The 26,827-nt window shown below is 62.8% G+C and carries 34 protein-coding genes; 8 read left to right on the forward strand and 26 right to left on the reverse strand.

Annotated elements, in window-relative coordinates; all coding sequences use genetic code 11:
- Positions 1-3 precede the first annotated feature (3 nt).
- From V6767_RS01460 to V6767_RS01525, 14 genes are all read right to left on the reverse strand, one after another.
- Positions 4-582 carry a phage tail tape measure protein gene (locus V6767_RS01460; protein WP_448471780.1) on the reverse strand — a complete coding sequence of 193 codons (579 nt, stop codon included), beginning with the start codon at positions 580-582 and terminating at the stop codon, positions 4-6.
- A gap of 9 nt (positions 583-591) precedes the next feature.
- Positions 592-780, reverse strand: a complete 189-nt coding sequence (locus tag V6767_RS01465; RefSeq protein ID WP_448471856.1) for a rcc01693 family protein — start codon at positions 778-780, stop codon at positions 592-594.
- 26 nt (positions 781-806) lie between these two features.
- On the reverse strand, positions 807-1,169 hold the full coding sequence (locus V6767_RS01470; RefSeq protein ID WP_448471781.1) for a gene transfer agent family protein: 363 nt from the start codon (positions 1,167-1,169) through the stop codon (positions 807-809).
- Complete coding sequence (locus V6767_RS01475; protein WP_448429778.1) at positions 1,166-1,576, reverse strand: phage major tail protein, TP901-1 family; 411 nt, start codon at positions 1,574-1,576, stop codon at positions 1,166-1,168. Before V6767_RS01475 ends, V6767_RS01470 begins: the two co-directional genes overlap by 4 nt.
- Positions 1,577-1,610: 34 nt before the next feature.
- Positions 1,611-2,018, reverse strand: coding sequence for a DUF3168 domain-containing protein (locus V6767_RS01480; RefSeq protein WP_448471782.1), 408 nt, complete (start codon positions 2,016-2,018; stop codon positions 1,611-1,613).
- A complete protein-coding gene (locus V6767_RS01485) occupies positions 2,015-2,344 on the reverse strand; it encodes a phage head closure protein (RefSeq protein ID WP_448471783.1) in 330 nt (109 codons plus the stop codon). The genes V6767_RS01480 and V6767_RS01485 overlap by 4 nt, the downstream gene beginning before the upstream one ends.
- Positions 2,344-2,910 (reverse strand): head-tail connector protein, encoded by a 567-nt coding sequence (locus V6767_RS01490; protein WP_448471784.1) that lies wholly within the window; start codon positions 2,908-2,910, stop codon positions 2,344-2,346. Before V6767_RS01490 ends, V6767_RS01485 begins: the two co-directional genes overlap by 1 nt.
- Before the next feature lie 97 nt (positions 2,911-3,007).
- Positions 3,008-4,246 (reverse strand): phage major capsid protein, encoded by a 1,239-nt coding sequence (locus V6767_RS01495; RefSeq protein WP_448471785.1) that lies wholly within the window; start codon positions 4,244-4,246, stop codon positions 3,008-3,010.
- Between the two features lie 69 nt (positions 4,247-4,315).
- A complete protein-coding gene (locus V6767_RS01500; RefSeq protein ID WP_448471786.1) occupies positions 4,316-5,002 on the reverse strand; it encodes an HK97 family phage prohead protease in 687 nt (228 codons plus the stop codon).
- Positions 5,003-5,031: 29 nt separating this feature from the next.
- Entirely contained in the window at positions 5,032-6,192 is a 1,161-nt protein-coding gene (locus V6767_RS01505) for a phage portal protein (protein WP_448471787.1), read from the reverse strand.
- Between the two features lie 233 nt (positions 6,193-6,425).
- Positions 6,426-6,743, reverse strand: a complete 318-nt coding sequence (locus V6767_RS01510; RefSeq protein WP_448471788.1) for a Dabb family protein — start codon at positions 6,741-6,743, stop codon at positions 6,426-6,428.
- Positions 6,744-6,802: 59 nt separating this feature from the next.
- Positions 6,803-8,065 carry a DNA-packaging protein gene (locus tag V6767_RS01515; RefSeq protein ID WP_448471789.1) on the reverse strand — a complete coding sequence of 421 codons (1,263 nt, stop codon included), beginning with the start codon at positions 8,063-8,065 and terminating at the stop codon, positions 6,803-6,805.
- Complete coding sequence (locus V6767_RS01520) at positions 8,040-8,522, reverse strand: hypothetical protein (protein WP_448471790.1); 483 nt, start codon at positions 8,520-8,522, stop codon at positions 8,040-8,042. Before V6767_RS01520 ends, V6767_RS01515 begins: the two co-directional genes overlap by 26 nt.
- Positions 8,523-8,839: 317 nt before the next feature.
- Entirely contained in the window at positions 8,840-9,313 is a 474-nt protein-coding gene (locus V6767_RS01525) for a YcgN family cysteine cluster protein (protein WP_448429798.1), read from the reverse strand.
- 228 nt (positions 9,314-9,541) lie between these two features.
- Between V6767_RS01525 and V6767_RS01530 the strand changes: the two genes are divergently transcribed.
- The 6 genes from V6767_RS01530 (at position 9,542) to V6767_RS01555 (ending at position 15,937) form a co-directional block, all read left to right on the forward strand.
- On the forward strand, positions 9,542-10,891 hold the full coding sequence (locus V6767_RS01530) for a substrate-binding protein (RefSeq protein ID WP_448429800.1): 1,350 nt from the start codon (positions 9,542-9,544) through the stop codon (positions 10,889-10,891).
- A 76-nt stretch (positions 10,892-10,967) separates the two neighbouring features.
- Complete coding sequence (locus V6767_RS01535; protein ID WP_448429802.1) at positions 10,968-11,984, forward strand: branched-chain amino acid ABC transporter permease; 1,017 nt, start codon at positions 10,968-10,970, stop codon at positions 11,982-11,984.
- Positions 11,985-11,990: 6 nt separating this feature from the next.
- A complete protein-coding gene (locus V6767_RS01540) occupies positions 11,991-13,139 on the forward strand; it encodes a branched-chain amino acid ABC transporter permease (RefSeq protein ID WP_448471791.1) in 1,149 nt (382 codons plus the stop codon).
- A 4-nt stretch (positions 13,140-13,143) separates the two neighbouring features.
- Complete coding sequence (locus tag V6767_RS01545; RefSeq protein ID WP_448471792.1) at positions 13,144-13,911, forward strand: ABC transporter ATP-binding protein; 768 nt, start codon at positions 13,144-13,146, stop codon at positions 13,909-13,911.
- Positions 13,908-14,672, forward strand: a complete 765-nt coding sequence (locus V6767_RS01550; RefSeq protein ID WP_448471793.1) for an ABC transporter ATP-binding protein — start codon at positions 13,908-13,910, stop codon at positions 14,670-14,672. The genes V6767_RS01545 and V6767_RS01550 overlap by 4 nt, the downstream gene beginning before the upstream one ends.
- Before the next feature lie 344 nt (positions 14,673-15,016).
- Positions 15,017-15,937 carry a DUF2336 domain-containing protein gene (locus V6767_RS01555; protein ID WP_448471794.1) on the forward strand — a complete coding sequence of 307 codons (921 nt, stop codon included), beginning with the start codon at positions 15,017-15,019 and terminating at the stop codon, positions 15,935-15,937.
- Between the two features lie 33 nt (positions 15,938-15,970).
- On the opposite strand, the gene V6767_RS01560 is transcribed toward V6767_RS01555, so the two are convergent.
- Positions 15,971-16,318 (reverse strand): DUF1491 family protein, encoded by a 348-nt coding sequence (locus V6767_RS01560; RefSeq protein ID WP_448471795.1) that lies wholly within the window; start codon positions 16,316-16,318, stop codon positions 15,971-15,973.
- 78 nt (positions 16,319-16,396) lie between these two features.
- Complete coding sequence (locus V6767_RS01565; protein ID WP_448471796.1) at positions 16,397-17,311, reverse strand: peptidoglycan-binding domain-containing protein; 915 nt, start codon at positions 17,309-17,311, stop codon at positions 16,397-16,399.
- 410 nt (positions 17,312-17,721) lie between these two features.
- On the opposite strand from V6767_RS01565, the gene V6767_RS01570 reads away from it, so the two are divergent.
- Together V6767_RS01570 and V6767_RS01575 are read left to right on the forward strand one after the other, a co-directional pair.
- On the forward strand, positions 17,722-18,231 hold the full coding sequence (locus tag V6767_RS01570) for a DUF5330 domain-containing protein (RefSeq protein WP_448471797.1): 510 nt from the start codon (positions 17,722-17,724) through the stop codon (positions 18,229-18,231).
- A 91-nt stretch (positions 18,232-18,322) separates the two neighbouring features.
- Positions 18,323-18,748: a SufE family protein gene (locus V6767_RS01575; RefSeq protein WP_448471798.1), complete on the forward strand. Its 426-nt coding sequence runs from the start codon at positions 18,323-18,325 to the stop codon at positions 18,746-18,748.
- A 5-nt stretch (positions 18,749-18,753) separates the two neighbouring features.
- Here V6767_RS01575 and V6767_RS01580 read toward each other — a convergent pair whose 3' ends face one another.
- From V6767_RS01580 to V6767_RS01625, 10 genes are all read right to left on the reverse strand, one after another.
- Complete coding sequence (locus V6767_RS01580; RefSeq protein ID WP_448471799.1) at positions 18,754-19,245, reverse strand: DUF6456 domain-containing protein; 492 nt, start codon at positions 19,243-19,245, stop codon at positions 18,754-18,756.
- Positions 19,235-19,657: a helix-turn-helix domain-containing protein gene (locus tag V6767_RS01585; RefSeq protein WP_448471800.1), complete on the reverse strand. Its 423-nt coding sequence runs from the start codon at positions 19,655-19,657 to the stop codon at positions 19,235-19,237. The genes V6767_RS01580 and V6767_RS01585 overlap by 11 nt, the downstream gene beginning before the upstream one ends.
- A gap of 295 nt (positions 19,658-19,952) precedes the next feature.
- Complete coding sequence (locus tag V6767_RS01590) at positions 19,953-20,375, reverse strand: MucR family transcriptional regulator (protein ID WP_230718968.1); 423 nt, start codon at positions 20,373-20,375, stop codon at positions 19,953-19,955.
- A gap of 353 nt (positions 20,376-20,728) precedes the next feature.
- Positions 20,729-21,070: a monovalent cation/H(+) antiporter subunit G gene (gene mnhG / locus V6767_RS01595; protein ID WP_448471801.1), complete on the reverse strand. Its 342-nt coding sequence runs from the start codon at positions 21,068-21,070 to the stop codon at positions 20,729-20,731.
- 4 nt (positions 21,071-21,074) lie between these two features.
- Positions 21,075-21,467 (reverse strand): cation:proton antiporter, encoded by a 393-nt coding sequence (locus tag V6767_RS01600; protein ID WP_448471802.1) that lies wholly within the window; start codon positions 21,465-21,467, stop codon positions 21,075-21,077.
- Complete coding sequence (locus V6767_RS01605; RefSeq protein ID WP_448471803.1) at positions 21,467-21,940, reverse strand: Na+/H+ antiporter subunit E; 474 nt, start codon at positions 21,938-21,940, stop codon at positions 21,467-21,469. The genes V6767_RS01600 and V6767_RS01605 overlap by 1 nt, the downstream gene beginning before the upstream one ends.
- On the reverse strand, positions 21,937-23,490 hold the full coding sequence (locus V6767_RS01610) for a Na+/H+ antiporter subunit D (protein WP_448471804.1): 1,554 nt from the start codon (positions 23,488-23,490) through the stop codon (positions 21,937-21,939). The genes V6767_RS01605 and V6767_RS01610 overlap by 4 nt, the downstream gene beginning before the upstream one ends.
- Before the next feature lie 23 nt (positions 23,491-23,513).
- Positions 23,514-23,891, reverse strand: coding sequence for a Na+/H+ antiporter subunit C (locus V6767_RS01615; protein WP_292054628.1), 378 nt, complete (start codon positions 23,889-23,891; stop codon positions 23,514-23,516).
- Positions 23,891-24,310, reverse strand: a complete 420-nt coding sequence (locus V6767_RS01620; protein ID WP_448429833.1) for a Na(+)/H(+) antiporter subunit B — start codon at positions 24,308-24,310, stop codon at positions 23,891-23,893. The genes V6767_RS01615 and V6767_RS01620 overlap by 1 nt, the downstream gene beginning before the upstream one ends.
- Positions 24,307-26,670: a putative monovalent cation/H+ antiporter subunit A gene (locus V6767_RS01625; protein ID WP_448471805.1), complete on the reverse strand. Its 2,364-nt coding sequence runs from the start codon at positions 26,668-26,670 to the stop codon at positions 24,307-24,309. Before V6767_RS01625 ends, V6767_RS01620 begins: the two co-directional genes overlap by 4 nt.
- Positions 26,671-26,827 lie beyond the last annotated feature (157 nt).

Genomic DNA, 26,827 nt, shown 5'->3' on the forward strand with positions numbered 1-26,827 from the left:
TCCTCAGATATTGCGCTGGCCGGAACGCACCGCCCGCGCCAGCATCGCCGAGATCTGTCCCTCGCTCTTGCGGAAGCTCTCCGCATCCGGCGTCGAGACATTAAAGACGATCCGCGCCCCGCCACCGGCACCTGCGGCTACGCCAAGCGAACCATCAGCGCCGCGTTTCAGCGGCAGGATCGCCTCGCTGCCAGCCTCGCCCATCAGCCCCAGGCCGCCATTCATGCCGAAATAGGTCGGCGTCGAAACGATGCCGCCGGCGGCAAAGGGCGTGATCCTGCCCGGCACCCCGCCCTTGGCATGGGCCACGGCCTCCACCAGCCCGCCCGTCAGCGAACCGATCTGGCTCGAGATCACGCCCTCCAGCGGTTTCAGTGCCGCGTTCAGCGCCAGGTCGTTCAACCGACGCCCAAGATCGCCCAGCACCGTCTGCAACCCCTTGCCGCCAAGCGTTGCGTCCTTCAGCGCCGTGGTAAGCGCGCCCGCAAACCGGTCGGATTGCGTTTCCAGATCGAGCAGCACGTCGTAAAGCGTGCTGGCGCTCTCGCGTGCGCCATCGATACTCGTCTCTTCAATGTCCATGAAACGTCCTCATCTGTCGGGAAAGCGGGTCATCAGATCGTCGAGGGCCGCCCGCGTCGGATAGCCCTCGGCCGGCGCGAACGCGCCCGCCATCGCCGCGAATTCCATCGGCGACAGCGCCCAGAACGCGTCCGGCGAAAGCCGCAGCGTACAGAGCCCGGTATGGATCGCCGCCCGCCAGGGGAACGGTTCGGCGATGGGAGGTTGGGGCTCTGCCGCTGCGGCTAGGAAGGGTCCGCCGCCGCCTTGGGCGAGTCCCCTCCCGTAAACGTCACGGTCAGAAGTTCGCCGACAAGGCTTGCATAGGCCGCGACGCCGCCTTCCAGGCCCATGGCGGCCACCTCCTCGTCATCGATCGCATTGCCGCCGCCGCGCAGTCCGGCGCCGATGATCGCGATCAGATCGCGCGCCTTGAGACCGCCCGAGGAAAGCCGGCTGCCGAGGTCAGCCAGGCCATTGGCCGCAAACGCGGTTTCCAGCTCCGCCAGCGCCCCCAGCGTCAGGCAGAGGATCCGCCGCTCGCCGTCGAACACCGCCTCCACCTCGCCGCGATGGCGGTTCGCCCGCCCATTGCCGCCGCGGCTCATACTGCCGCTCCGAAGCTGACGGCCCCGCCCGATTCCAGCGCGATCTCGAACTGAACCTCGCCATTGTGCTGGCCGCTATACTCGAGCGCCGAGATCTGGAACGGTCCGGCCACAGTGCCAAACCCCGGGATCACGATTTGCGCCTCCACCAGCGCGGCGGAGAAAAACGCCGCACGCACGGTCTCGTCGGATGCCTGATCCTTGAATATCCCGGACGCCGTCATGGACGCCCGCTGAACGCCGGCGCCGGCCAGCAGCTCGCGCCACCGCCCGGCGCTTTCGGAATCGGTGATGTCCACCGTCTCCGCGTTGAACGCCAGCCGCCGCGACCTGAGGCCGGCGACGGTTTCATAACCGCTGCCATTATGCAGCTTTAAAAGCAGGTCCTTGCCTTTCTGGGCCGTCATGGAACTCTCCGTTGTTTGTCTGGAAATCTGCGGCTCACGCCGGTTCGGTCACCGCGCGAAAGCGCATCTCGGCGAGGAAATAGCCGGTTCGCGTCACCCGCTTCACCCTGGTCGAACGATGCGCAAGATTCACCAGCGTGGCATCGGAAAGCGACAGCGCCGCATCGTCGAGCAGCGCCCGCACCCGCGCCTCGATCTCCTGCAACACCTTGCGCCCATGCGCCTCCGACCAGATCTCGATCGTCAGCGCATGCTCGAACAGCTTGCCATCCACCGTTGAGATATCGGTGGTTATGCATTCTCCGAAGACGATGGCAGGCAGTCGCGGCCGGCTCAGCAAACGGTCGAAGATCGCATCCGCGCCGATCAACCCTGTCAGCTCGCCATCGCCGGAAAGCGCCGCATGGATCGCCGCAAGCAGCGCGTTTTCAGTTGAACTCATGGCGCAACCTCCTCGCAGCTGCAGACCAGATAGCGCCCGGTCTCGTCGGGATCGCGCCAGCCATTGATCCTGAATATCCGCCCGCCGCGCGTGAGCCGCATCCCTGGCATCAAATCCGTCCGCATCCGCATCCAGATTTCGTGCGTCAAACGAACGACCTCACCATTGGCTTCCTCATCGAAAGCGACGGAAACCGGCTCCACCCGCGCCCAGAGCTTTGCGACCTCCGACCAGCTTTCGGTCGCGCCCCCCTGCCCGTCCGGCGTGAATGTCGGGGCCATGAGCTGAAGCCTTGCCGAAAACGCCCCCGGATCAAACGTGCGCATCAAAGCCTCCATGCCTTGAGCGGCGCGATCAGCCGGTCATAGCCATCGGGCGTTCCAGCCGGCTGCTGATCGGGCCCGACCGCGCCCCGGAACACGAACATGTGCGCCACATGGCGCAGGATCGCCTGTCTGGCGACCTCCGGCACATCCGCCGCCGCCCCGAAACCCGATGTAAACTCCACCTCGATGCCGTTGACACCGGCCCGCCATCCGCCCATGCCGGGCAGATAGAACCGCGCCGGCCGCGCCCGGCCATCAAGCCGTCCGCCGTCGAGCGCAATCACCGTCGCCTCGCCATCGCCATCATAGGCGGTCACCGCATCGACGCTCTGCACCGGCCCATGCGCCAGTGAAATCATGCCGCTGGCAGGCCATGCATCGCGGTAAAGCCGCCACGTCTGGGTCACCAGCGCCAGACCACTCACGCTTTCCAGATATTCCCGCGCGGCCACGATCAGCGCCGCTACAAAATCATCTTCCTCGCTGCCATCGAGGCGCATGAACGCCTTGGCCTCGCTGAGGCTCACCGGCTCTTCCGCGGGCGGCGTTATCAGGGCATAGCTCATCGTCAAAATTCCTCCGGCAACGAAAAAGCCCCGACGCAAGCGCCGGGGCAGGTTTGTCTGAAGACACGGCCCCGGCAGCTTGCCGGGGCCGTTCGCCTTACGCCTCGCCGAACTTGATCAGCTTGATCGCCTCGAAGTTCTGCACCCCGCCGCCAACGCGCTTGGTGGTGTAGAACAGCACGTAGGGCTTGGCCGAATAGGGATCGCGCAGAACCCGGACCCCGGTGCGATCGACCACCAGATAGCCGGCGGCGAAATCGCCAAAGGCAATCGCCGTTTCGTCGGTCGCAATATCCGGCATGTCCTCGGCCTCGGTCACCGGGAAGCCCATGAGCGATGCGGACTGGCCGAGCCCCGCCGGCGGCTGCCAGAGATAATTGCCGTCATCATCCTTGAACTTGCGGATCGTGCCCTGCGTCTTCCGGTTCATCACGAAATGCGCGTTCTGGCGATGCGCCGCCTTCAGCGAATAGATCGTCTCGATCAGCGTATCGGAAGGGTCCGCTGCCTTGAACGCGCCATCCGCGCCGGTCGCGACATAGCCGATCTTGCCCCATTCCCAGGCGCTGTCAGCCACGTTGGTGTAGCTCAGGAAACCCTTCGGCATGGTCGCCGTATTGCCGTTGATGAAGGCAGCACTCTCCTGTTCGGCAAAGGCGATGTCGATTTCGCTGGCGATCCAGCTCTCGACATCCACCGCCGCATCGTCCAGCAGCGAAGCGCTCGCCGCCGGCATCGCGTAAAGCTCCATCGTCGGGAATGACAGCTCGGAAATGTCCGGCGTCGCGGTCTGGTCGCGGTCGGCGATCTCGCCCACCCATCCGGCGGTAAAGCCCGAGGCGATGAACGGTTTCTTCAGCACCGCGCCCGACACCTGACGAACCGTCGCCAGTTGCCGGATCGGCGAAACCGCCGTCAGCCGGCGGCCGATCTCGGTGTCGGTCTCATCAGGCACCAGATAGCCGCCATCACTTTCGGTCGTCGAAATCGCCTTGGCCTCAAGGGCGCGAAGCCCCTGCTCGTCGCCGCGGCGGATATAGTTTTCGAACGCCGCCTTGTGCTCGCTCGCCGCAAGAGCGTTCGAGCGGCCAAGCGAAGGGCGCGCCTTCTTCAGCTGCATCTCGTCGATCAGTCGCGACTGGGCGTCCATGGCGCGGTTGATGCGGTCGACCTTGTCGCGGGTCACCGCATCCTCGCCCATCTTGCTCTCGATCTCGCCGAGCCGGCGATCATTGGCTTCCTTGAAGGCCTCGAAGCTCGACATGAAGTCCTCGAAAGCCTGGTTGATCGGCGCGCTCTTGATCTCCGGCGCAACCTTCATCTGAGACATGGTCATAATCCTGTCCTCTCGCAATTTCGGTTGAAATACGGGCGCGGCATTTTTGCCTGCCACCCGCCATGGATGTCAGGGCGACATCATCCGGCTGGCCCGCCGCAACAGGCCCAAAAGCCGGTCGTCATCCGCCCCGTCTGCGCCATTGGCCGCATCCTGCCTGCCAACAAGCGCGTCATAGCCGCCGGCCAGAAACCGGCGCGCCGCCTTTCGGGAGAGGCCGGCATCCCGCGTCAGCCATCGCTCGAATTCTCTGATTGTCGGAAAGATATCGCCCGCCTGCTTCACATTCGCGATCCGCGCCGAAGGCAGCATCGGAAAGGTAACGATCGATATTTCCCATAAATCGGCCTCCAGCACCCGGCGCACGCCGGATTTTTGATCCGTCCTCGCCCTAACCGTCTGGAAACCGATCGAAAGTCCGTCGAGCCCGCCCGCCTTCATCAGGGCATGCACCTCACGGGCGCGAGCCACGTCGGCGGAAAGCACGCCCTCGACATAAAGCCCGCGCCCGTCCTCGCGGATCTTCGTCCACGTCCCGATCGGCTCGCACGGGTCGTGCTGGAACAGCATCCGCACGCCGCCCGCGCCGCGCTTTTGCAGCGAGCGCGAAAACGCCCCGCGCTCGATCATGTCCTTGCCGAGATCGATCTCGCCGAACAGGCTCGCATAGCCCGAAAACGACCCATCGCCCGCAAGGTCGGTCAGCGACAGGTCGGCATATTTCAGTTCATCGGCCAGCATGGTGTTCTCGCCCATATCCACTCCTTGAAATTCGCCGGTCATTTTCAGTAGCCGACAGCCTCGCGCTTCTCCTCGTCGGAGAGAAAATCAGCGCCGGACACCCGGGTCCACAGCGCATCGCGCTCCGCCGAAAGGGCGGAGACCTGGTCGAGATCGACCTCCAGCTTCAGCCCCGCGCCATAGATCGGCGCAAGCCAGCTCGTCAGCGCCGCGGCGGTGCGTGCAATCAGCGGCAACACCGTCAGCCGGTAAAATGCCCGATTGGCCTCCTGGTAATTGGAATAGGTGTTGTCGCCGGGGATCCCCAGCATCATCGGCGGCACCCCGATGGCGAGCGCGATATCCCGCGCCGCGCCGTTGCGCGCCTCGGTAAAGTCCATGTCGCGCGGCGTCAGTCCCATCGCCTTCCAGTCGAGCCCGCCTTCCAGCAGCAGCGGACGGCCCGCGCGCACCGGCCCGGCATAGCCGTCCTCCAGCTCCTGCTTAAGCCGCTCGTACTGCTCCTCGGTCAGGTTGCCGCCATCCTTCGGCTGATAGACCAGCGCGCCGGAAGGCCGTGCGGAATTGTCGAGCAGCGCCTTGTTCCAAACGGATGACGCATTGTGCAGGTCCAGCGCCATCTGCGCCGCCGCCAGTGGCGAAAGCCCGGAATGATCGTCGAGCGGATGGAACAGCCGCATATGCAGCACCGTCAGCCCGTCGCCCTCGGCCGCGAACCGGCTCGCATGCGCGCCGATCCGGTATTCATAAGCCTCCGGCCACCCCTCCCGCCCCTCGATGATCCGCACCCGGTCGGGCCGCAGCAGATGCAGCTCCCTGAGCGTTTCGCCCACAAGGATCGGCTCGACATAGGCATTGCCGGAAAGCAGAAGATGTCCGAACAGCGCCTCGAAGAAATCCGAGCCGCTCATCCGCCCGTTCGGCCGCTTCAAAAGCGCCAGCAGCGGATGATCGCTCACCAGCGCGCCCTCATCGAAAAGCTGCCAGGGCATCGCCGCCGCGGCCTCGGCAATCAGCCGCACCGCGCGGTGCGCCACCGGGTTCCTCATGAATCCCTCGCGCGACAGCGCGGCATAGGACCGTCCCGTCCACCGCGCCTCTCCGCTGATCGAAAGCGCCGAAAGCGTCACCGGCGTCGCCTTTTTCTCGGACGCGGAAACCACGTCCGCCGGACGCCGTCCCGGCAGATGAAAGGGCATCTTCATGCCACACCTCTCTGTTTTCAAAACAAAAAAAGCCCCGGAGAACCGGAGCTTTGAAAAATACAGAAGCGGCAACGACACCGCCCAACCGGACGCCGACTATCACGCCGGCCTAACCGCAAAGCCCCCCAATCTTCTCGCCCCGGAGGGGAGAGATCCCCCGAAAGGGGCAGTGAGGGGGGAGTCTATCCCTACGAAAAACCTACCGGGACAAACCACCTACAGCGCCCCAACAACTATCCCACAAAACGCGATGTCTTCACCGCCTTTTCAGTATCGTAATCCGCCGCCATCCGCATCTCGCGCAATGGCCGCACCGTCGCCGTCGACTTCTGATAGATCGGATGCGCCCGATAAGCCGCCAGCGCCGCCTCGTCCTCGAACTCGCCATAGACGACGAAATCGACCTGTTCGTCATAAAGGTCGCTGCGGGTATTGCGCCCGATTTCCAGCACGCTGGCATGCGGGTTTTCGGTCAGCATCGAAAGCCCGGCCTCGATCGCATCCGCATCCCCGCCTTCGGGAACCGAGAAGAAAACGATATGTCGTATCATGCCAGACCTCTGCGCTGTTCGGGCTTCTGCTAGCACTGGCGATTGCGGCGCGCAAGTCGCTATACGCCCCGCACGCGCGGCATCCCGTCGCCCTCCAGAAGCAGCGCCGTCAGCGCCCAGACCAGCGCGTCCAGCCGGTCGGGAGACCGGCCCGCAGATAACCCGTCCGGCCCGAAATCGCACATCTGGTCCACGAGCCTGGCAAAATGCCCGGCATGGCGTACCCGCCCCTGCTCATAAAGTGCGGCCACCGGCTCGGCGCGCAGAAACTTGCCGCGCTTGGCCCTAACCGTCGAGACCGGCAGCCGTTCATCGACGCTGCGCAGCATCGCCGTCACCATATCGCCGCCCTGGTTGATCTCGGCCACCACTCGGTCGGCATCGAAGCGCCGATAGGCCTCCACCACCGCCCGCGCCCACTGCGCCGGCGAACCGCCCTCGACAGAGCAATCGGCCAGCACCAGCGCCCCGCCATTTTCCATCCCGCCCGCAACCACAATACCGCAGACCGAATTCCGCCCCGAGCCCGCAGGCGGATCGACCGCCACCACGATCCGCCCGGTTGCCATCGCGCGTCGGGCAACAAGCGCATCCAGATCGGAGCGCCGCCACAGCGCGTCCTCGCGATCCTCGATCAACTCGCCGTCAAGCTCCTGCCGCCCAAGCCGCGTTCCGCCATAGCGGCTGGAAAGCGCCTTGATGAAGCCGGGCGCCAGATTGGCGCGATTATCCGCCGTCGAAATCCGGGTAAACACGGTGTCGTCTTCCGCCATCAGCCGCTTCAATAGCGGCACAGCGCGCGGCGTCGTGGTCACCATCTGCCGCGGCGAATGCCCGAGCCTCAGGCCGAATTGCAGCATGTCCCAGCATTCCTGCCCATAGCGCCATTTCGCCAGTTCGTCGCACCAGGCAAAGTGAAATTGCGGCCCGCGCAGCGCCTCCGGGTCCTCGGAGGAAAACAGATAGGCAACCGCCCCGTTCGGCCATACCAGCCGCCGTCGCGTGATCTCGAAATCCGGCTTCATCCGCCGGGCCACACGGCAAATCCCGGAAACGCCGTCGATCATCACCTCGCGGGCGTCGCCCAGCGTCTCCGCCACCAGCGCGATCCGCAATTCGCTTTTTTCGCCATCGGCAATCGCCAGATCATGCACCCATTCCGCTCCGGCGCGGGTCTTGCCTGACCCACGGCCGCCCATCAGCAGCCATGTCCGCCAGTCGGAGGCCGGCGGCAATTGCTCCGGCCGCGCCAGAAACTGCCATTCCTTGGCGAGAAAGGCGGCATAATGGAACGGATCAGCCTGCCCGTTCGCGTTCGGCAAGTTTTCTTGTCGCCAGTTCCTCGGCCCGCTTTTCGATGAGGTCGAAGAAATGGGCTTTGGCATTGTCGTAATCCCTGAAATTCAGTTGGCGCTCTTCCTCGTCCTTGCGGTTGGCCGCCAGCCGCCGCTGCAGCTCGTCGGCCTTTTCCAGCGTCCGGATGATCAGCGCGATCGCATCGGTCGCCGCCTTCACCTCGGCGCGGGCATCGCCGTCATCGCCCTGACTACCTCTCTTGACGGCCCGCATGCGCAGTCGCTTGAAAAAAGAAAACTGCGCCCGCATCTCCGCCGTCAGGTCGTTCAAGAGCAGCCGCATGTCGTCATCGCCGCCGCCGCGCCGCGTCTTCGGTTCGATGAAATGATAGCCGGCCTCCGTTCGCCCCGCCCCGCCTTCATAGCGCGGGTTGCGCGGCCACAACCCGAATAGCGAGATATCGAATGACTCATGGTCAGCCACAATGAAGCTCCTTCCGGCGCACCTCTCAAGTCCGCCGTTCGACCATAAAAAAGCCCGGTCGAAACCGGGCGGCAACAATTCCGGATGGAGCCGTCACCGGCTCGCAGAAGGTCAAAAAGATAGAGCGGTTCCGCGATACGAGGAAAAGCGGAACCGCTCCAGTCTGAGTGACGGCTGAATCGGGCGGGAAGGCGAAACGGGGTCAAACCCGCAAATTCCCGACCGTATCCAGAAGCTACCAAAGCACCGTTACGCCGTCAAGGATTATTTTCCTATAATAGGTATTTTTTCTTATCTTGTAATCTTGGCGGAATGTCTCATCCCGTCTTCTCGCCCGTCAGCACCGGCCATTCGATCAGGTAGTCCTCGTAGTCCTCCACCGCCACCTTCATCTCGCTGATGGTCTTGTCGCGGGCCGAAATCCCGGCCTGATGCACCGTCTCGCGGTCTCCGGAAACGAGGTAATGCCACCAGTAGAGGTCCCGTCCCTCATGGATCAGCCGATAGGCGCAGGTCGGCGGCAGCCAGGGGATTTCCCGCACGCCCTCCATATCGAGCTGAATGCATTCCGGCACCGTCTTCTGCCGGTGCTCGTAATCCGAACACTGGCAGCTATGCCCGTCCAGCAGCCGGCAGGCGACCGAGGTGAACGCCACCTCCCCCGTCTCCCAGTCCTCCAGCTTGTTCAGACAGCACAGCCCGCAACCATCGCAAAGGGCTTCCCATTCGCGATTGTCCATCTCCTCGAGCCGCTTCACCCGCCAGAAAGGTTCGTCCGCCTTGTCAGCCATTGGTCTTCCTTTTCGCCGAACCGCCTATATGCGCGCGTCGCGGCCGCGCTTCAACCCGCATCGCGCCGGATATTACGTAAGCAATTACTGACTTAAACAAAGGTCTTATCACTATCGGTCAATTGCGACAATTTGCCCGCTTGCTAGCATCCCCCCATGCGCTCCGGAGGATGAGCGCTTCTGCGCTGAGGAGAGCGCAGCCCTTTTCACGACTTGGGAGGAGTCTGAATGTCTCGCTTTATCATGAACCGGCGCAGCCTGCTGAGAGCGGGCGCGGCCGCCGGCATCACGCTCGCCGCACCCATGCATTTCGTCCGCGGCGCATACGCCCAGGACAAGATGTCCTGCAACATGCCGACCGGCAGCAATGTCGTGCTCGGCTTCAACGTGCCCCAGACCGGCCCCTATGCCGATGAAGGCCTCGACGAGTTGAAGGCCCTCCAGCTCGCCGCCAAGCATCTGAATGGCGAAGGCGATGGCGGCATGCTGTCGACCTTCTCCTCGAAGACGCTGAAGGGCAACGGCATTCTCGGCAAGAAGGTCGACTATGTCACCGGCGACACCCAGACCAAGTCGGACGCGGCCCGCGACGGCGCCAAGCGCATGATCGAGAAGGACGGCGCGGTGATGATCACCGGCGGTTCGTCCTCGGGCGTCGCTATTGCCGTGCAGAGCCTCTGCCAGGACATGGGCGTCATCTTCATGGCCGGCCTCACCCATTCCAACGACACCACCGGCAAGGACAAGCGCCGCTACGGCTTCCGCCACTTCTTCAACGCCTACCAGTCCGGCGAAGCGCTCGGCCCGGTCCTCGCAAAGGAATACGGTTCGGACCGCCGCGCCTATCACCTCACCGCCGACTATACCTGGGGCTGGACCCAGGAGGAATCGATGAAGAACGCCACCGAGGCGCTCGGCTGGGAAACCGTCCAGACGGTCAAGACCCCCGTCGGCGCGGGCGACTTCTCGCAGTACATCACCCCGGTTCTCAATTCCGGCGCGGATGTCCTGATTCTCAACCACTACGGCGGCGATATGGTCAACTCGTTGACCCAGGCCGTCCAGTTCGGCCTCAAGGACAAGCAGGCCAACGGCAAGAATTTCGAGATCGTCGTGCCGCTGTTCTCCGACCTGATGGCCAAGGGCGCGGGCTCCGCCGCCGAGAACATCCTCGGCTCGGCCAACTGGCTGTGGTCGCTCGACAATGACGGCACCAAGGCCTTCGTCCAGTCCTTCGGCGCCGAATACGGCTTCCCGCCGTCCCAGGCAGCCCAGACCTGCTACGTCCAGGCCCTGCTTTACGCGGACGCCGTGGAACGCGCGGGCACCTTCTTCGCACCGGAAGTCATCAAGGCGCTGGAAGGCTTCGAGTTCGATGGTCTCGGCAATGGCCCGACGCTCTACCGCGCCGCCGACCACCAGTGCATGAAGGATTGCCTGGTCGTGCGCGGTAACCCGGACCCGCAAAACGAATACGACCTCCTCAAGGTGGTCGAAGTCGTGCCGCGCTCGCAGGTCGATTACGATCCGTCGATCTTCGGCGGCGAGCTCGGACCCGATACGGCCAAGCAGTGCTGATCTCGGCCAGATGAACAACGGACCGGGCGCCAGATCCGCGCCCGGTCCCGCGCATCAAAACAGCGGATAGCGGGTAATGGACGCCATCATCATTCAAATTCTGAACGGTCTGGACAAGGGCGCGGCCTATTCGCTGATCGCGCTTGGCCTCACCTTGGTCTTCGGCACGCTGGGCGTGGTCAATTTCGCCCACGGGGCGCTGTTCATGCTCGGCGCATTCTGCGCCGTGGCCTTCAACGCATTGATTTCCTGGCCGATCCAGCCGCCCAAGGAAGAGGGCGCGCTGTTCGCGCCCCGCGCCATCCCCTACATGGAATACGCTTTCGGCGATGTCGGGGCCACGATCATCAACTGGTCCGTCCCCTTGTCGATCCTGCTCGCGATCCCGGTCATGCTGCTGATCGGCCTCACGATGGAGCGCGGGCTGATCCGGTTCTTCTACAAGCGTCCCCATGCCGACCAGATTCTCGTCACCTTCGGCCTCGCGATCGTGCTGCAGGAGATCATCAAGAAGATCTTCGGCGCCAATCCGATCCCGCAGACCGCCCCCTCCCTCTTCTCCGGCACCGCCAATGTCGGGGCCTGGATCGGCATGGCCGATGCCTTCATCGTCTATCCCTGGTGGCGCCTGATCTATTTCGTGACGGCGCTCCTGATCATCGGCGCCGTGTTCGCCTTCCTGCAATTCACCACCTACGGCATGGTGGTCCGCGCCGGCATGCGCGACCGTGAAACCGTCGGCCTGCTCGGCATCGACATCGAAAAGCGCTTCACCGTCGTCTTCGGCATCGCCGCGGTGGTCGCGGGCCTCGCCGGCGTCATGTACACGCCGATCCTGCCGCCGAACTATCACCTCGGCATGGATTTCCTGGTGTTGAGCTTCGTCGTGGTCGTGGTCGGCGGCATGGGCTCGCTGCCCGGCGCCATCATTGCCGGCTTCACGCTAGGGATCCTGCAATCCTTCGCCTCGATGAACGAGGTCAAGGCCATCATCCCCGGCATCGACCAGGTCATCATCTACCTCGTCGCCGTCATCATTCTCTTGACCATGCCGCGCGGGCTCATGGGCCGCCGCGGCGTGATGGAGGAATAGACCCGCATGTTCGCCAATCTTTCCCGCAATGACTGGCTGCTGTTTGCCATCTTCTCGGCCATCGTGCTTGCCGCGCCCATCCTGTTCATGCCGCTCGGCGCCGCCTATCCGGCGCTCCTGCAGAAATTTGCGATCTTCGGCATTTTCGCCATCGGCTTCAACATTTTGTTCGGACTGACGGGCTATCTCTCCTTCGGCCACGCCGCCTTTCTCGGCGTCGGCTCCTATGCCGCCGTCTGGTCGTTCAAGCTGCTGACCATGAACGCGATCCCGGCGATCATCTTCGCGATGATCTGTTCCGGCCTGTTCGCCGCCGTCATCGGCTACGTCACACTGCGGCGCTCGGGAATCTATTTCTCGATCCTGACGCTCGCCTTCGCCCAGATGAGCTACAACCTCGCCTATTCGGTGCTGACGCCAATCACCAACGGCGAAACCGGCCTGCAGCTTTCGCATAATGATCCGCGCATCCTCGACCGGATGTTCTTCGAAGCCGGCGCCGGCCTGCCCTCACCCGATTTCTTCGGCATCCAGCTCCAGGGTTATGGCGGCTTCTATTTCTGCGCCATCGCCCTTTTGATCTGTTTCTATCTCACGATCCGCATCTTCCGCTCGCCCTTCGGCATGATGCTGAAGGCGGTGAAGTCGAACCAGAACCGGATGATGTATACCGGCTTCAACACGCGGCCATATCTGCGCTCCGCCTTCATCATTTCCGGCATGTTCGCCGGTCTCGCCGGCGCGCTGATGGCCGTCACCGATCCGCTGGCGGGCGCCGAACGCATGCAGTGGACGGCTTCGGGCGAGGTCGTGCTGATGACCATTCTCGGCGGCGTCGGCACGCTGGTCGGCCCGGTCATCGGCGCTGTCGTCATCAAATATTTCGAAAACATCTTCTCGTCCTTCAACGAGCAGGCCCTGCATCAGACCTTCTCCTTCCTGCCGGACGCGCTGGAGATCCCCGTGGTCAAGCTCCTGTCGCTGTTCGTCGGAGAAGGCTGGCACCTGACGCTCGGCCTGATCTTCATGGCGATCGTGATCTTCCTGCCCGGCGGCATCATGGAAGGTGTCAAACGTGTCCGCGCCCGCTTCGGCGGCGGCGGCACCGGCAAGGCGGAGGAACAATCCGTCGCCGAAGTCCAGCCCGCGGAGTAACACCATGGCCGACAAAAACATCGTCCTTCACGTTGATGACGTCCACAAGAGCTTCGGCGGGCTGCGCGCGCTTTCCGATGTCAATCTTGAGGTCGAAAGCGGCAAGGTCCACGCCATTATCGGCCCCAACGGGGCCGGCAAGTCCACCCTGCTCAATGTCTGCATCGGCCGGCTGAAGCCGACCCACGGCAAGGTCGTCTTCGATGGCCAGACGCTGACCAGCCACGCGCCCCACGAAATCAACCAGATGGGTGTCTCGCGCGTGTTCCAGACGCCGGAGATCTTTCCGGACCTGACGCTGATCGAAAACGTCATGATCCCCGCCTTCGCCCGCCGCGACGGCGCGTTCAAGCTGAATGCCATCCGCGCCCTTGCCGGCGAAAACGAAGTGCGCGAGGAAGCCGAATTCATCCTGGAGGATATCGGGCTTGCCCCGCGCCGCCATCACGAGGCGGGCTCGCTATCGCGCGGCGACAAGCGGCGGCTGGAGCTTGCCATGTGCCTGATCCAGAAACCTAAGCTCCTGCTTCTAGACGAACCCACGGCCGGCATGGCCCGCCACGATACCAACCGCACTATCGAACTGCTTCAGCGCATCAAGGCCCGCGGCATGACCAAGGTGATCATCGAGCATGACATGCATGTCGTGTTCTCGCTCGCCGACAGGATCTCGGTGCTTGCGCAGGGCCGGATCATCGCCGAAGGTTCTCCTGATGAGGTGCGCGGGAACCCGAAGGTCAAGGAAGCCTATCTCGGGGAGACCGAGGCATGAACATGCACAGCAACAATGTCCGCGAGGAGCAAAACCGGATGGCCACCGAAAAGGGCGATGCATTCTTCAGCGTCCGCGACATTCACGCCTGGTACGGCGAAAGCTACATCGTTCAGGGCGTTTCCTTCGATATCGCCAAGGGCGAGGTGCTGTCCCTCCTCGGCCGCAACGGCGCCGGCAAGACCAGCACGCTGCGCACCCTCGCCCGCCTCGACAATCCCGGCCTGAAGAGCGGTGAAATCTGGCTCGATGGCGAACCGCTGCACAACAAGCGCGCCTTCCAGGCCGCCAAGATGGGCGCGCAGCTCGTGCCGGAAGACCGCCGCATCATCGGCGGGCTGACCGTCGAGGAAAACCTCGTTCTCGCCCAGGTCTCCGGCGAAAAGGGCTGGACCATCGAGAAGATCTACGATCATTTTCCCCGCCTCGCCGAACGCCGCAGGCAGGACGCCGTCACCATGTCCGGCGGCGAGCAGCAGATGCTGGCCGTCGCCCGCGCGCTCGCCCGCGATATCAAGATCCTGTTCCTCGACGAGCCCTATGAGGGTCTCGCCCCGGTGATCGTCCACGAGATCGAAAGCATCGTCCGCCAGATCCGCGACCTCGGCATCACCACCATCATCGTCGAACAGAACGCAGTCGCAGCCCTTCGCCTCTCCGACAAGGCGGTCATCATGGACACCGGCCAGATCGTCTTCTCCGGCACCGCGGCCGAAGTGCTCGACAACGCCGAACTGCGCGAGGAATATCTGGCGATCTGAGGCTCATGCCAGTCTCTCCATCAACCTCTCCGCATAGCCCCCCAATCTTCTCGCCCCGGAGGGGAGAGATGTCGCGAAAGCGACAGTGAGGGGGGAGTCTATCCCCGCGAACGCCCTCACAATTTGAAACGCTGAACCACCCTCACTGCCCCTTTCGGGGCATCTCTCCCGCCAGCGGGAGAGAGTATCGGGAGCAAGCTGCCCGACCTGTTCACCTTACATCGCCAGAGCAATAAAGACACGGCCCGGCAGCCGGAATACGCTCCATCGCTATGGTTAACATCTTTATAACGTTTTCTCCCTAACCTGTTGTCGATAGAAGACATTTGTCGGGGAGTACGGTCTTGGTCGATCGGTATCGGGAACTTGAAGGGCTGAAGAACACGCGCAATCTCGACGTCGTGCTGATGGCCACGGTTTCGGGCTTCGGCTCGCTCGACAATCCGAGCGGCGCCGAACGCCGGCGCTTTGCCGAACTCTTCGGCCCCGTCTACGAGGCCTCTTCGCCGGAGGCGCGCCGCCAGGCGGTCGCCGCCCTTTCCTGCCACGCCCATGTGCCGCAGGATGTCTGCCGCTATATCGGCAGCCGCGAGATCGCGGTCGCGGCCCCCTTCCTCGCCCGCTCGCCCGCCATCACCGACGACACGCTGATCGCCCTGATCGAGACCACAACGGAAGAACATATCCGCGCCATCATCCACCGGACGGACCTGTCGCAGAAGGTCATCCAGGCGCTGATCGGCGCACGGCGCTCGGAGGAACAGCAGGAGTCCGCCGGCAATTTCGACGTCGACACCGGCACCCGCGATGACAGCGAGGCGCTACGTCGCACGCTGAAGGCCATGGCCGCCGGCACCGGCGATGCCGATCGCCTCGGCGTTTCCACCCTCACCGAGTTGCAGACCGCGCTCCTGGTGCGCTTCGCGCGGCGCGCCGAAAAGCCGTTCTTCACCGAAACCTTCACGCGCGCGCTTGGCGGCGACCGGGTGCTCGCCCGTCGCATTCTCGAAGAACCCACCGGCCAGCGTCTTGCCGTCGCCCTGATCGCGCTTGGCATGAACCATGCCGACACGAGCTACGTTCTGCCCCGCATTGCCGCGATCGACCGGCAGGACAACGAAACCACCGAACACGCGGCCGAAAAGCTCGTGGGATCGCTGAAGCCCGCCACCTGCATCCAGGAACTGCTGGGCTGGCAGTCGGAGCGCGAGCGCGAAACCCGTGTCGCCGCCGAAAAACAGGAAGCGGCGCGGCGCACGGCGTGAACCGCCCGGCCGCCTTCAGCGCAAGAAGCCCGCTCAGCCCTGCTCTTCGTCGGCAATGTTGAAGAAGCCGTCCACATTCTCGCATTCCAGCACCACGACCCACAGATCGCTGTCGAAACGCATTTCGCGCTCCAGCATCTCCGATACTTTTTCCGATGACGCCGCGTTGAGCCGCCTCTCGAAAACCCGGTCCTGCACACCCTCCTCCGCAAAGCTCTGCGGGGCTGGCAGATAGAGGCTCTCGGTGCCGTCGCGGAAAATCTGGCGGATCACGATCGCCCCCGCTTCGGCCGCGCCCTTGCGCTCGATCACCGCGAAACCGCCCGCGGCGAAGGCGTCGCGCACCAGCGCGGAAGCAAAAAAATCTGAACGAAGGCGCATATCGGCCGCTCCAGGATTTCCACGACGTTCTCATGGCATGCCCGATGACCGGGCTTTTTGCAACGGCAGATCGGCAGCCTAAAGCGCGCCGATCTCGCGAAGCTTGTCGCGCACGGCCTCATTCGGCTCGCCCGTTTCCGGCAGCCGGTAGTGTTTCTGGAATTCGAGGATCGCCGCCCGCGTCGTCGCCCCGGCCACGCCGTCGACCACCACGCCGTCATAGGCGATATTCACCAGTCCGCGCTGGATCTCGACCACCATCGGATCGGCGGCGGATACTTCGGCGTTGCCCGCAGGCGCGGTTTCCGACTTCAGGATGTCGGCAACCGGATCAGGCGATGGGGCGGTCTCCGGCCGCGGTTCCGGCAGCGGCGCGGCTACGCTGAGCAGCGCCACAACCTCCTCGTCGGCCTCCCCGGTCGGCGTGATCCCGCTATCGCCCTGGAATGCCCTGATCGCCGCTTTCGTCAGCGGGCCGGTCACCCCGTCCGGCGTGCCCTTGTAGTAGCCCCGCGCCGCAAGCGCCTGCTGAACGGCAAGGATATCCGGTTCATCGGCAACCGGCGCGGGCGGCGGCGCTGACGCGGTCACGTCCTGTTCAATCGCAGCGCTCGTTGCCGGCGGCGGATTGGCCTCGACCTGTTCGAGGATCGCGACCAGATCGTCTTTCGGCTTTTCGGCGGCGGCGGTCTCGCCATCCTCGAGTTCGATGCGGAAACTCTCGAAGTCCGTCGCCTCGGCCATCCGGCGGCCGGGAACGGCATAGGGGTTGGTCGGCTGGCGCGTCTTCATCATCGGGCTCGGATGCGGCCCCGGCTGATACCATAGCGCATTGGCCGATACGAAGCTGAAGACCACGCCGAACACCAGCGGCCCGCCGATCTTGCCCGGATGACGCGCCGCGAGGCCGCCCAGCGACGACGCCGTGCGCCCGATCAGCGAGGGCGTCTTTTTCCCGCGCTTTCCGGTTTTCTTCGTCGTCTTTTTCGCCATTCAGTCCATCACCCGTATCTTCGCCGCTTTTCAAACCATCGGCATCCGGTCACGCCTCTCGCCGCAGAAAATAGACCGCGGCTGTTAACGAAGGGTAATGGAGCAGGCCTCCCGCTGCCAGCGTCGCGCGCGCCGATAGCGCCTCTACAATCGAAAAAATCTCTGGATATGGTTAATGGGGTACGTTGCCATAACACATCAAGACACGCCCCGTTTTCAAACCAAGGATCTGATTTAGTTATATATTTACACGCACACCCATGGTCAAGCAGTGGGGTGCCGCTCCTGTGTTCGTTTTCCCGCGCCCTTTTAGCGGCTCATTTACCGTCTTAGGTTAAGTGTGGGTACAACGCTTGCGGGCACAACCAACAGGCCGGGGGCCGATGAGATTCCTGCTGAAATCCGCATTCATGATTTTCGTTCTGCTCCTGCTGGTGCCGTTCTTCGCGCCGCTCATGCTGGGGGGTGCTGCAACGCGCGAGCAACAGGCGCTGCCCAGCGGCCAGGATATCGGCGGCGCGGTCTCGGCCGCGCGCGGCACGTTCGAATATATGAGCGGCATCTGCGACGAACGCCCCGATGTCTGCAATGACGGCTCGGGCATTATCAGCTTTCTCGGCCGCCGCGCGCGCCAGGGCGCGGAGATCGTCTATATCTATCTCGGCCAGCATTTCGGCGACAAATCGCCGAAACCCGCCCAGGAAACCGCTGCCGCGCCCAAGGTCGCCCGGCCCGCCGCGCCGGAGCCAGTCATCGCGCCCGAACCCGTCGTCGAAACACCGCCCGCGGTGGTTGCCGGCAACACGCCCGACCTCATCCAGACCGGCGCGATCATCGGCCAGCCGGCAATGGTCGAGACGACCGTTCGCATCCCCGGCCTGCCCGAGAACGTACCCGTGCCGACCCCGCGTCCGCGCTGAAACACCGGCAAATTTCGGCTTCCTGCGCCGCCGCGCATTTCAATTCCCGCCGCATCGAACTATATCGAGGCAGTAGCAATCAAAAGGCCGGATGATGAGCGACAAACTCAAGCAGATTATCGACGACTTTTCCTTTCTCGATGACTGGGAAGACCGCTACCGCTACGTCATCGAGCTCGGCAAGGCCCTGCCGGACCTGCCGGAGGACGAGAAGATCGAGGACAATCGCGTGCATGGCTGCGCCAGCCAGGTCTGGCTGGTGTCGAAGACAGGCGAAGGCGAGGACCCGGTGATGGAATTCCGGGGCGATTCCGATGCCTTCATCGTGCGGGGGCTGGTGTCGATCGTGTTGACCGTCTATTCGGGCCACACCGCATCGGAAATCGCAAAGACGGACGCCATCGAAACCTTCCGCAAGATCGGCCTGGTCGATCACCTCTCCGCCCAGCGCGCCAACGGGCTCAACGCCATGGTCACCAAAATCCGCGAAACGGCGGCGCGCGAACTCGCCGCCTGAGCATTTCACTCATCCGCGAAAAATGCCGAGATCTCGGGCCGGTAGCCCGCCGCGCCCCAACCGCGAATGCCCGTCTTGGCCGGCGGCGGCGCGTAGTGGCGGGCAAGCGCCAGCAATGCCGTGCGCACCATCAGCTTGGCGGAGCGGACCGGCCATTGCCGCTCCCGCTCGATCTGTTCGAGCCCCTTCATGAAGCAGCAGAAATCGAGCGCGATATCGGCTAGCTCCGGTCCAGCCGCCTTCAGCGCCCGCGCCACGCGGCGGCGCGCATCGATCGCCGTATCCGACATTGCCGATGGAGCGGCAAACCGGCCCCGCGTCTCAAGGCGCGGCTGAAGCGAGGCGGAAATCCGCGGCTGCATAAGGGCGCGGTTGAAATCCTCCGCCAGCCGTTCCCCGGCCGCAAACGCCTCCTCCGTCAGAAAAGGAGAGCCGTCGCGCGCCTTCTGCCGCGCCAGCATGTCCAGCGGCGTCTTCTCGCCCATCTCAGCCGTCATGGCGCACCTCGGCGGCAATGATCACGTTATAGGCCAGACGCTCCACGGCGGCGATGAACTCGTCGAAAGCCCGGTCGTCGCGCCGGTCCTCGATGACGCGGCAGGAATAGGCCACCGTTGTGCGATCGCGCCCGAAGGCAAGTCCGATCTCGCTCAGCGACAACTGCAGCGATACGTGGCAGACATACATGGCGATCTGGCGATAATGCGAGACGGAACGCCGCCGCTCGGCGCGGATCGAAATCCGCTCGCCGGCGATAAGCGCCATCTCCTTGGTGATCAGCAGAACAATGCGGCAGGCCTTGCGGATATCCGACATCTGGCTTGCCCTCTCGATGCACCAGGCTGGCTGATGGTTCAGGCGTTGTTGGAAGGTCGTCGCGACCGGCGATGCTACGCGTTGCTCGTTCATGTCAGCTCCCTGAAAAATAGGATTTTATTCTTACATCGGCGCCGGAAGCGGGGACATAAAGAGGGGTACCCTCAAAACCGCCTGTTGTTTTTGTTTACTTATTTTCCTCCATAATAGGATTATTTTCCTACTCTCTTCAACCGTTTACCTATGCGGGCATTGCACGAAGGTAAACACAACCTTAGGGAATGTCCCTGAGAGGACGCCGGCATTTGCTAGCGCTTGCAGATAAAAAAATGCCAGCAGCCTCTCGACCGCCGGCATCCAGATCCGGAGCGAAATCGTTTGATCGCGATTAGCGCCCGCGGCGCTGTCCGAGACCCATTTCCTTGGCAAGGCGGGAACGCGCCTCGGCATAGGAGGGCGCCACCATCGGATAATCCGCCGGCAGGTCCCACTTTTCGCGATAGGCATTCGGGGTCAGGTCATGATGGGTCATCAGGTGACGCTTCAGCGACTTGAAGCTGCCGCCGCATTCCAGACAAACGAGATGGTCGCCGCTGATCGACTTGCGAACCGAAACCGCCGGCTTCTGCTTTTCCTGAGCCTGGGCGGCAGCCTGCGGCTTCGCGGTGTTGCTCAGCGCGGCGTGCACCTCGTGAATGAGCCCCGGCAGGTCGCCGGTCTGGATCACATGGTTGCTCACATAAGCGGCCACGATATCGGCGGTCAGTTCCACGAGGGCCTGGTTGTCCTGCTCGATCGTTGCATCCGTCATTCTTCACTCCTGTTCTTTTCTTTGCCTGCCCGCGCCCGCAGTTACTCTGCGCAAGGACGCCTTCAGAAAATCTCTTCAAGCAGCGCCGTTGGTCGTCGTCGTTTCTGCGTAGAAATTAAAGCCGCGCCGCACGGAAAACCGGCAGCACAGCCTCACGGATAGGGCCTGTTTATTTTCATCAACGCGCTAAATATTCGCGCGCTCTTGGACGGAATACCACTTCAATGACAAATGTAAAGTTTAAATCGTCGTTTTATCGTCTTTATTGAAAGCAGCGAAGCGCGATCACGCGATTTCGGGTCTGCCCATGGCATAATACTTAAAAACATTCCAAAGTCGTAAAAACCGTGCTGCTAATCACTGTCTCTACTTTGTAATTCATCCCTGACCGTATTCTCGTATAGCGGGTAACCAACCTCATGAGAGGCGCGCGCCAGCAGATGCGCCGAGATCGGCGCCGTGATGATGAAGAATACGATACCCGCGCAGGCCCGCACGAAAGTGGATACCTCGCCGGCATGAATGCCGATTGCCAGAAAGATCAGCCCCGCCCCGACCGTGCCGGCCTTGGAGGCCGCATGCATGCGCGAATAGAGATCGGGCAGCCTGATGATTCCGATTGCAGCCGTAAGCGTGAAGGCCGCGCCCGCAAGCATCAGAAGGGAAACCAGCCCGGCCAGAAGATATTGCGCCATAACCCTACTCCCCGCTCTTTTCCGCATCGGCCGAAACCACCGGCACGTCTTCGCCCGACGGCCCGGAATCATAGGCCATGGGATGCGGCTTCACCTTGAAGCCCGTCTCGGTATCGGCCCGCATCGCGCTCGAACGGATGAACCGCGCGAAGGCGACGGTCGCCAGAAAGCCGACAAGGCCGAGCGCGATGGCGATGTCGATGTAAAGCGTGAACCCGGTCCGCACCGCGATCACGATGATGAACCCCACGCCTACCGCCACGATCATATCGAGCGCCAGAACACGGTCCGGCAGCGTCGGCCCCTTCACCACCCGATAGGCTGTCAGCAACAGCGCAACCGAAAGCAGCACCAGGGACATATCTGAGGCATGCTGTACGATCTCCTCAGGCGTCATCAGGCAAAAGCCTCCCTGATCTTGGTTTCGAAGCCCTCGGCGATGCTCTTCCTGATCGCGTCGGGATCGGCGCAGTCAATCGCGTGGATATAGAGATACTGATTGTCATCCGAAACGTCGACGGACAGCGTTCCGGGCGTCAGCGTGATCATGTTGGCAAGCAGAACGATTTCGAAATCCTTTTCGAGCGACAGTTCATAGCGGAATATGCCGGGTTTGACGTTCATGCGCGGCGAGCAGACCAGTTTCGCGACCGACCAGGCCGACGCCATGAGCTCGTACAGAAACAGCATCAGCAGTTTGAACAGCCGCTTCACGCGCGAGAAATAGCCTGTCCCGCCGATCTGATGGCGCACCAGCCCGACCGCGATCGCGCCGATGATGATGCCGAAGAACAGGTTGTGCAGCGAGGCGCTGCCGGTTACGGCAACCCAGAAGATCGCCAGAACGAGATTGGAAAGCAGTATCTTCATTGCACGCTTCCTCCCGGGAAGACCGACAGGAAATACCCCTCCGGCGAAAGAATGCCGCCAATCGCCTTTGAAGTCAGGTTCAGCACCGGCTCCGGATAAAGCCCGAAGACGACAACGATGGCGGAAAGCCCGATAATCGGCAGCCACTCGGAAAACGGTATCCTGAGCGTCTCGGAAACCTCACCCTCTGCGGGCCGCCAATAGGCCAGCAGGAATATTCTGCCAAGCGACACCGTCAAACAGAACCCGGCGAAAAGAATGCCGGCTGCAAGCCACCACGACCCGGTTTCGACGCTGGCGCGCACCAGAATGGCCTTGGGCCAGAAGCCGGAAAACGGCGGCAGTCCGGCGGCGGCGAAGAACGCGCCAAGGCTGAGGCCAGCAAACACCGGATAGCGCTTGTAGATGCCGCCGATCTGGTTGAGCGAGAAGCCGCCGGCGAGCCGGCCGGCAAGGCCGGTGATCAGATAGAGCAGCGTCATCAGGATCATCGAATGCAGCGCGTAGAACAACGCGCCCTGCAGCCCGTCCATGCCACCGATCGCAACGCCCGCAAGGCAATTGCCGATCCCCACGATTACGACATAGCCGACTGCGCGGCGGATATCATGCTGGGCGATCGCGCCGAGACCGGCCAGAACCATGGTGAGGAAGGCGGCAAGACCGACGACGGAAGAAAGCGTCGCAAGATCGGCCGGCAGGATCATAACCATGACCCTGAGCAGCGCATAGACGCCGACCTTGGTCAAAAGCCCGCCGAACAGCGCCGAAACCACGGTGCGCGGCGTATGATAGGAGGCCGGCAACCAGAAATTGACCGGAAAGGCCGCCGCCTTCATGCCGAAGGCCAGCACGAACAGCGCGCCGATCGTCGCCGTCGGCAGTGCCGGGGTCTCGCGCGCCCTAATCGCGATATCGGCCATGTTGAGCGTGCCGAACACGGCATAGATATAGGCAACCGCGATCAGGAACAGCGTGGTGCCGATCAGGTTCAGCACCGCATATTTCATCGCGCCGTCAAGCTGCTCGTGGGTAGACCCCAGGATCAGCAGGCCGAATGACGAAATCAGCAGAACCTCGAACCAGACATAGAGGTTGAAGATATCGCCGGTCAGGAACGCGCCGGAGACGCCCGCGATCAGCAGCAGCAGAAACGGATAGAATCCGTAGCGCCGCCCGCTCGTGTCGATGCTGCCAAGCGCGAACACCGCGCCGGCGAGCCCCGCAATGGCGGCGGCCAGCGCAAACAGCGCGCTCATAATGTCTGCGGTGAAGGCAATGCCGAAGGGCGGCAGCCAGCGGCCCGCCACCATGGTGAGCGGCCCGTCCTTCCACACGGTAAAAAGCAGCAGACTGTCGATGACGACCAGAAAGGCAAGCGCGGCAATGGCGATCACGGGATGCCAGACGGTGTGCTTGCGGATCATCGTCAAGAGCGCGCCGACGGCGATACAGGTCGCGACCGGCAGGATGACGAGCCAGTCCGTCAGCGTCGTCGGCGCCATTGTCAGCGCGGCGGAGGGATCGATTTGGTAAGCGGAAGCTGCCATGGGTTCAGTCTTGATATCCCCGTTCAGTAGCCGAGCGGCGGCATGGGCTGGTCCTTGGGCTCCGCCGCCCGCATATCGTCGGTATCATCGGTATTGAGATCCTGATAGGCGCGGTAGGTCAAAACCAGAAGGAAGGCAAAGAAGGAAAAGGCGATCACGATCGCCGTCAGGATCAGCGCCTGCGGCAGAGGGTTGGCGGTTCCCGAAGGCAGCGTGTCCATGCTTTTCGGGATGATCGGCGGCACGAAGCCGGTAACCCGCCCGGCGGTAAAGATCAGCAGATTGACCGCATTGCTGAGAATGGCGATGCCCAGCATGATGCGCACGCTGTGGCGCGACAGCATCAGGTAGATCGCGGCGGTAAAGAAGATGCCGACAAGGCACGAGAGCACGAACTCCATCAGATATGGTCCCTCTCTTCAAGGGCCAGGAAGATCGACGATATCGCTCCGAACACCACGAGATAGACGCCGATATCGAAGGTGGTGACCGTCGAGATCGGCACTTCCACACCGTAGATCACCGGATAGATCCAGTGCGCCGTCATGAACGGCGTGTGCGCGAAGATCGAGATCAAGCCCGAAAGCGCGGCGAGCAGAAGTCCCGCTCCGGCATAGGCCAGCGGATGGAAGTGGATCGCCCGGCGCACCGCCGAAACCCCCATGGCAATGCCGAAAATGGCGATGGCCGAGGCCGCGATCAGACCGCCGATAAAGCCGCCGCCGGGCGCATTGTGGCCGCGCAGCAGGACGAAGATCGAAAACAGCATCATCAACGCCGACAGGAATGGCGCCGCCGTTCGGAAGATCAGCGTGTTCATCGGACCTCGCTTTCTGTCGGTTCCTTGGGGGTTGTGCCGGTCCTGGTGTTGCGCAGCCGGATCAGGGCCAGAATGGCAAGTCCGGTGATCATCACCACGGCAATCTCGCCAAGCGTATCCGTCCCGCGGAAGTCGACGATGATGACGTTGACGACGTTGTGCCCGTGGGCGATCACCTTCGAATAGCTGTTGAAGAACTCCGACAGCCGGTCATTGAACGGAACCTGGGTGACGCGCATCAAAAGCAGCGTGAAACCAAGCCCGCAGATCACGGCAAGCGCGCCGTCGAACAGTCTTTGCCCCATCGCGCGATGATCGGACGGCGTCAGGTTAAGGCGGGTCATCACCAGCGTCAGAATGACCACCGACAGGGTTTCGACCATGAACTGGGTGAAAGACAGGTCGGGCGCGCCAAGCAGCAGAAACAGAACGGCCACCGCAAAGCCCTGGATGCCGAGCGTCACGATCGCCGTCAGCCGGTTATGCGCGCCGATCACCGCGCCAAGCCCGATCACGGCCAGCAGCAGGATCACCCAGTGCGCGAGGTGGAGATCTTCCGGCAGGCCCTGCCATACCGGCAATTCGCCGAACGAGAACAGCGAAGCCATCAGCACGGCCGCGACCATCATGAAAGTGGCGGTGATGTAGAATTCCAGACGCCCCGGCTGGATCGTCTGCGTCACTTTGAAGGACAGTCTCACAAGACCGCGCATGAAACTGTCGAACCAGAGATCAGGCCCGGGCCCAAGACGCGTCAGCATGCCGGCAATCGCCGCCCGCAGCGCGTCAAGCCGCCAGTAGATCACCAGCGCGATTGCGACGGTCAGCACCGACAGCGCCAGCGGCAGGCCGATATGCGGGATCAGCGACAGATGGATGCTGATCTCCTCGCCCGCGACGGCGCTCGCCATCGGACCCGAGAAATGGGTGTTGAAGTAATGCGCGAACACGGCCGAAAGCAGGCCCGCAAGGCCAAGCGTGATCGGACCGATCCACATCAGGGCCGGCCCCTCATGGGCATGTTTCGGCGTCTCGGTCTTCGCGCCGATGAACGGCTTCAGCCCGACGCCGAAGCCGACGGCGAACATCAGCGCGTTGCCGATGATCGCAACGATCAGAAAGATGGTCGCAAAGGTTGTTCCGGCATCGAGCGATTCGTAGATCCCTTCCTTGGCGAGAAAGCCGACGAACGGCGGCAGGCCGCCCATCGAGATCGCGCCGGCGAGCCCGGCGGCAAAGGTAATCGGCATCGCCTTCGCCAGCCCGCCGAGCTTTGTCAGGTCGCGGGTGCCGGTCTCGTGGTCGATCAACCCGGCAACCATGAACAACCCGCCCTTGAACAGCGCGTGGGCGATCAGATAGAGCACCGCGCCCTCGACCGCGTGTTCGATGCCCATGCCGGTCATCATCACCATCAGGCCGAGCGAGGCGACGGTGGTATAGGCAAGCATCAGCTTCAGGTCGGTCTGGCGCACGGCCAGCACCGTGCCGATGATGAGCGTCACGCCGCCGAACGCCGGCAGAACCGTCATCCACGCCGCGGTATCGCCCATCACCGGGTTCAGCCGCATCAGCAGATAAACGCCCGCCTTCACCATGGTTGCGGAGTGCAGATAGGCCGAAACCGGGGTCGGCGCCTCCATGGCGTTCGGCAGCCAGAAATGGAACGGAAACTGCGCCGACTTGGTGAACGCACCGCCGAGAACCAGAATGAAGGCAGCGAGATAAAGCGGGCTCTGCCGCAGCACATCGCCACTTGCGAGCAGTTCGGAAAGCCCGTTCGCGCCGGTGATGTACTGGATCGTCAACACCCCGGCGAGCAGCGCCAGGCCACCGCCGCCGGTCACCACCAGCGCCTGGATCGCGGCGCGGCGCGAGGCATCCTTTTCATGGTCGAAACCGATGAGCAGGAATGATGTGATCGAGGTAAGCTCCCAGAAGATGAACAGCATCAGCAGCCCATCGGAGATGACGACGCCGAGCATCGCGCCCATGAACATGAACATGAAGGACAGGAACCGCGCCTGCTGCGGGTGGCCCTTCATATAGCCCCCGGCATAGAGCACGATCAGCGTTCCGATGCCGGTGATCAGCAGCGCGAAGGTCAGCGAAAGGCCGTCGATCAGGAAGGAGAAGCGCAGGCCCAGGCTCGGCACCCAGTCATAGCCGCCGGTCAGCGCCTCGCCATTGGCAATGCGCGGCACGAGCCGGGCGAACTGGACCAGCGAAAACAGCGGCAGCAGCGCCAGAAGCCAGGGCGCGAAGGATTTGAAGATGCGGTAGAGGATCGGAGATAAAACCGCCCCGATGAAGGGCAGAAGAAGGGCCAGAAATATAAGTGTCGTCTCACTGGGCGACATAGCATCTCCAAAAATTAATCTGCCGGGCATTCACGCAACTGAACCTGATCAGTTACGTTAAGTTTAGCATGCGCTCAACCGCGTCCAAGTCTTTTTCGCAGGTGCGAAACCGCAAACGCCTCCGTGGTCGGCTTTCCTGCCAAGGCATTGCTTTTTC

This window comes from Martelella sp. FLE1502 (assembly GCF_053484255.1).

Coding starts and splice junctions, on each gene's coding strand:
- V6767_RS01460 (WP_448471780.1), bottom strand. CDS start 582: ATGGACATTGAAGAGACGAGTATCGATGGCGCACGCGAGAGCGCCAGC.
- V6767_RS01470 (WP_448471781.1), bottom strand. CDS start 1,169: ATGAGCCGCGGCGGCAATGGGCGGGCGAACCGCCATCGCGGCGAGGTG.
- V6767_RS01475 (WP_448429778.1), bottom strand. CDS start 1,576: ATGACGGCCCAGAAAGGCAAGGACCTGCTTTTAAAGCTGCATAATGGC.
- V6767_RS01480 (WP_448471782.1), bottom strand. CDS start 2,018: ATGAGTTCAACTGAAAACGCGCTGCTTGCGGCGATCCATGCGGCGCTT.
- V6767_RS01485 (WP_448471783.1), bottom strand. CDS start 2,344: ATGCGCACGTTTGATCCGGGGGCGTTTTCGGCAAGGCTTCAGCTCATG.
- V6767_RS01490 (WP_448471784.1), bottom strand. CDS start 2,910: ATGAGCTATGCCCTGATAACGCCGCCCGCGGAAGAGCCGGTGAGCCTC.
- V6767_RS01495 (WP_448471785.1), bottom strand. CDS start 4,246: ATGACCATGTCTCAGATGAAGGTTGCGCCGGAGATCAAGAGCGCGCCG.
- V6767_RS01500 (WP_448471786.1), bottom strand. CDS start 5,002: ATGGGCGAGAACACCATGCTGGCCGATGAACTGAAATATGCCGACCTG.
- V6767_RS01505 (WP_448471787.1), bottom strand. CDS start 6,192: ATGAAGATGCCCTTTCATCTGCCGGGACGGCGTCCGGCGGACGTGGTT.
- V6767_RS01510 (WP_448471788.1), bottom strand. CDS start 6,743: ATGATACGACATATCGTTTTCTTCTCGGTTCCCGAAGGCGGGGATGCG.
- V6767_RS01525 (WP_448429798.1), bottom strand. CDS start 9,313: ATGGCTGACAAGGCGGACGAACCTTTCTGGCGGGTGAAGCGGCTCGAG.
- V6767_RS01530 (WP_448429800.1), top strand. CDS start 9,542: ATGTCTCGCTTTATCATGAACCGGCGCAGCCTGCTGAGAGCGGGCGCG.
- V6767_RS01535 (WP_448429802.1), top strand. CDS start 10,968: ATGGACGCCATCATCATTCAAATTCTGAACGGTCTGGACAAGGGCGCG.
- V6767_RS01540 (WP_448471791.1), top strand. CDS start 11,991: ATGTTCGCCAATCTTTCCCGCAATGACTGGCTGCTGTTTGCCATCTTC.
- V6767_RS01545 (WP_448471792.1), top strand. CDS start 13,144: ATGGCCGACAAAAACATCGTCCTTCACGTTGATGACGTCCACAAGAGC.
- V6767_RS01550 (WP_448471793.1), top strand. CDS start 13,908: ATGAACATGCACAGCAACAATGTCCGCGAGGAGCAAAACCGGATGGCC.
- V6767_RS01560 (WP_448471795.1), bottom strand. CDS start 16,318: ATGCGCCTTCGTTCAGATTTTTTTGCTTCCGCGCTGGTGCGCGACGCC.
- V6767_RS01565 (WP_448471796.1), bottom strand. CDS start 17,311: ATGGCGAAAAAGACGACGAAGAAAACCGGAAAGCGCGGGAAAAAGACG.
- V6767_RS01570 (WP_448471797.1), top strand. CDS start 17,722: ATGATTTTCGTTCTGCTCCTGCTGGTGCCGTTCTTCGCGCCGCTCATG.
- V6767_RS01575 (WP_448471798.1), top strand. CDS start 18,323: ATGATGAGCGACAAACTCAAGCAGATTATCGACGACTTTTCCTTTCTC.
- V6767_RS01580 (WP_448471799.1), bottom strand. CDS start 19,245: ATGACGGCTGAGATGGGCGAGAAGACGCCGCTGGACATGCTGGCGCGG.
- V6767_RS01585 (WP_448471800.1), bottom strand. CDS start 19,657: ATGAACGAGCAACGCGTAGCATCGCCGGTCGCGACGACCTTCCAACAA.
- V6767_RS01590 (WP_230718968.1), bottom strand. CDS start 20,375: ATGACGGATGCAACGATCGAGCAGGACAACCAGGCCCTCGTGGAACTG.
- mnhG (WP_448471801.1), bottom strand. CDS start 21,070: ATGGCGCAATATCTTCTGGCCGGGCTGGTTTCCCTTCTGATGCTTGCG.
- V6767_RS01600 (WP_448471802.1), bottom strand. CDS start 21,467: ATGACGCCTGAGGAGATCGTACAGCATGCCTCAGATATGTCCCTGGTG.
- V6767_RS01605 (WP_448471803.1), bottom strand. CDS start 21,940: ATGAAGATACTGCTTTCCAATCTCGTTCTGGCGATCTTCTGGGTTGCC.
- V6767_RS01610 (WP_448471804.1), bottom strand. CDS start 23,490: ATGGCAGCTTCCGCTTACCAAATCGATCCCTCCGCCGCGCTGACAATG.
- V6767_RS01615 (WP_292054628.1), bottom strand. CDS start 23,891: ATGGAGTTCGTGCTCTCGTGCCTTGTCGGCATCTTCTTTACCGCCGCG.
- V6767_RS01620 (WP_448429833.1), bottom strand. CDS start 24,310: ATGAACACGCTGATCTTCCGAACGGCGGCGCCATTCCTGTCGGCGTTG.
- V6767_RS01625 (WP_448471805.1), bottom strand. CDS start 26,670: ATGTCGCCCAGTGAGACGACACTTATATTTCTGGCCCTTCTTCTGCCC.